We start from the raw sequence: 2,738 nt of genomic DNA, 5'->3' as shown, positions 1-2,738 counted from the left end.
TGCTAAAATTTTTGCAACAATCTAGATAAGTAGAGACTAAAGACCCTTGAAACGGCCATTAGTCTCTGCTGCCATAACGATCGCCCAGCATCGTGGGCCTACAATCCCAATTTTTCTAATACCGGGCGGGTAGAAACAATATGCTTCTGCAAACCGAGCTTTTCTGGCTCAATCCCCAACGCCAAAGCGACCAACTGCGGTAAATGCAGCACCGGTAAACCTAACTCTTGTCCAATGACCTTTTCTACTTCTGGTTGACGCGAATCTAAATTCAAGTGACACAAAGGACAAGGCGTTACCAGACAATCTGCACCAGCGGCTTTTGCTTCTTGAATATGCGTTCCCGCCATCTGAAAAGATTGCTCTGTAGCATAGCTAGAAAGCGGCCAACCGCAACACTGCGTTCGCCCTCTGTAATATATAGGTGTCGCCCCAACTACCCGAAACACATTTTCCATAGATTCTGGCTTGTACGGATCGTCAAAAGGGATTGACTTTTGAGCGCGGAGGAGGTAACATCCGTAAAACGCTGCACAGCGCAGACCGCTCAATTTTCGGGAAACTCGTTTTTGCAGTTCTTCTAAACCGTAATCTCCCACTAAAGCCCAGAGGAGATGCTTGACTTCAGAGCTACCCCGATAAGGAGAACAACCTTCTTTTTTGAGTAAGCCATTAATCTGTTCTAAATAAACTGGGTCTGTTTGCTGGGCTTGTTTGAGACGTTCATCTACATGACCGATCACTCCCTGACACGTACTGCAATGAGTGAGCAAGGGTAGATTCAGTTCTTCTGCCAAAGCAATATTGCGGGCATTAACACTATCTTCCAACAAGCGAGATTCTTCTTTAAAAGTGCCCGAACCGCAGCAAGAAGCCTTTTTTAGCTCAATCAATTCGATGTCCAGCGCTTGAGTCAGGGCTGCGGTAGATTGATATAGTTCCCGGCAGGCACCTTGGGCAACACAACCGGGAAAATAAGCATATCTAAGTTTCATTTGTCAAGTATATTGGTAAGGTTTCGGGGAGCCAAATGGGGACTCTTTCTCTATCATCGCCTGTTTGTGGGATGTGGGAGGTGGGTAATACCCATATCGGCTGCCCAATTGGGCATTTTCCGGCTTTTAGTGTCAGTCAGAAAACTGGCCAAATGTGGTGATAGAGCGATCGCCATATTCAGATAAGATTAAGAAATGCTTAGAACCGTGTTTCCGACAGAGGAAGTTCTGGCAACTGCGAAAAGGGATGACTATGAGCGATAAAACTTTTGAGAAAGTCCAAAAAATTGTGGCAGACCAGCTGAGCGTTGAAGCAAGCGACGTCAAACCAGAAGCCGATTTCGCCAACGATCTGGGGGCTGACTCCCTGGACACCGTAGAATTGGTGATGGCGTTAGAAGAAGAGTTCGATATCGAAATTCCCGACGAAGATGCAGAAAAAATTCGGACTGTTCAAGACGCGGTAAACTACATCAACGATAAAGTAGCCGCATCGGCGTAAATTTACTGTTGAGTACTGACTGCTGAGTGCTGAGTAAAAATTAGGGAGAAAGTATCTCTCGGTTGTGTATTTTGTTCTGCGTTCTGGGTGTGGAAGCCCAAGTTGATAGCTGAATCATGACAGATTTTGAAGGTAAGCGCGTTGTTATTACCGGTCTGGGCGCGATTACACCCATTGGCAATACCTTAACAGAGTATTGGGAAGGATTGTTAAGCGGACGTAACGGCATAGGGCCGATAACCTTGTTCGATCCGTCCCGGCATGATTGCCGCATTGCCGGTGAGGTGAAAGGATTTAATCCCCTCGACTACCTGGATCGTAAGGATGCCAAGCGCATGGATCGCTTTGCCCAATTTGCAGTAGCTGCCAGCAAGCAGGCTCTAGCAGACGCTCAGTTTGTTATCAACGAACTGAACGCAGAACAGGTAGGCGCGATCATCGGCACAGGTATCGGCGGTCTCAAGGTACTCGAAGATCAACAAGAGATTTACTTAACTCGCGGCCCAGATCGCTGTAGCCCTTTCATGATTCCCATGATGATCGCCAACATGGCGGCTGGGTTAACCGCGATTCACATCGGCGCGAAGGGGCCAAACTCCTGTTCCGTAACCGCCTGTGCCGCAGGTTCCAATGCCATAGGCGATGCCTTTCGCCTCGTCCAACGGGGCTATGCCCAAGCCATGATTTGCGGCGGCACGGAAGCAGCGGTAACACCTCTATCCTTAGCAGGATTTGCGGCAGCGCGGGCGTTATCGAAGCGCAATGAAGATCCGGGGCGTGCATCTCGTCCGTTCGATCGCGATCGCGATGGCTTTGTCATGGGCGAAGGTGCCGGTATTCTCTTGTTGGAAGAACTAGAACACGCCCTGAGTCGCGGGGCTAAAATTTATGCTGAAATCGTAGGTTACGGCATGACCTGCGATGCCTACCACATGACCGCCCCAGTACCGGGTGGAGAAGGCGCCGCCAGAGCGATGCAGCTGTGTTTGAAAGACGCCCGTCTTACTCCAGACCGGGTTAGCTACATCAACGCCCACGGCACCAGCACACCCGCCAACGATGTTACCGAAACGGCAGCAATTAAAAAAGCTTTGGGAGAAGACGCCTACAAAGTGGCGATCAGCTCCACCAAATCGATGACAGGACATCTTTTGGGCGGTTCCGGCGGCATAGAAGCAGTTGCAACCGTCATGGCAGTTGCCAACGATCGAGTTCCACCGACAATTAACTTAGAAAACCCC

3 protein-coding genes are annotated in these 2,738 nt (G+C 49.5%); 2 read left to right on the top strand and 1 reads right to left on the bottom strand.

Features of this window, described 5'->3' with window-relative positions; genetic code table 11:
• Positions 1-98: 98 nt before the first annotated feature.
• Positions 99-995, bottom strand: coding sequence for a CoB--CoM heterodisulfide reductase iron-sulfur subunit B family protein (locus H6S82_RS27745; RefSeq protein WP_190464935.1), 897 nt, complete (start codon positions 993-995; stop codon positions 99-101).
• A gap of 253 nt (positions 996-1,248) precedes the next feature.
• On the opposite strand from H6S82_RS27745, the gene acpP reads away from it, so the two are divergent.
• Positions 1,249-1,497 carry an acyl carrier protein gene (gene acpP, locus H6S82_RS27740; protein ID WP_190464936.1) on the top strand — a complete coding sequence of 83 codons (249 nt, stop codon included), beginning with the start codon at positions 1,249-1,251 and terminating at the stop codon, positions 1,495-1,497.
• A 116-nt stretch (positions 1,498-1,613) separates the two neighbouring features.
• A partial coding sequence (gene fabF / locus H6S82_RS27735) for a beta-ketoacyl-ACP synthase II (RefSeq protein ID WP_191057068.1) occupies positions 1,614-2,738 on the top strand: 1,125 nt, incomplete at its 3' end.

The organism is Planktothrix sp. FACHB-1355, assembly GCF_014748295.1.
GTDB classification, from domain to species: domain Bacteria; phylum Cyanobacteriota; class Cyanobacteriia; order Cyanobacteriales; family Aerosakkonemataceae; genus Aerosakkonema; species Aerosakkonema funiforme_A.
The sequence above is the reverse complement of the archived record's forward strand: the minus strand, read 5'-3'. Positions and strand labels throughout refer to the sequence as shown.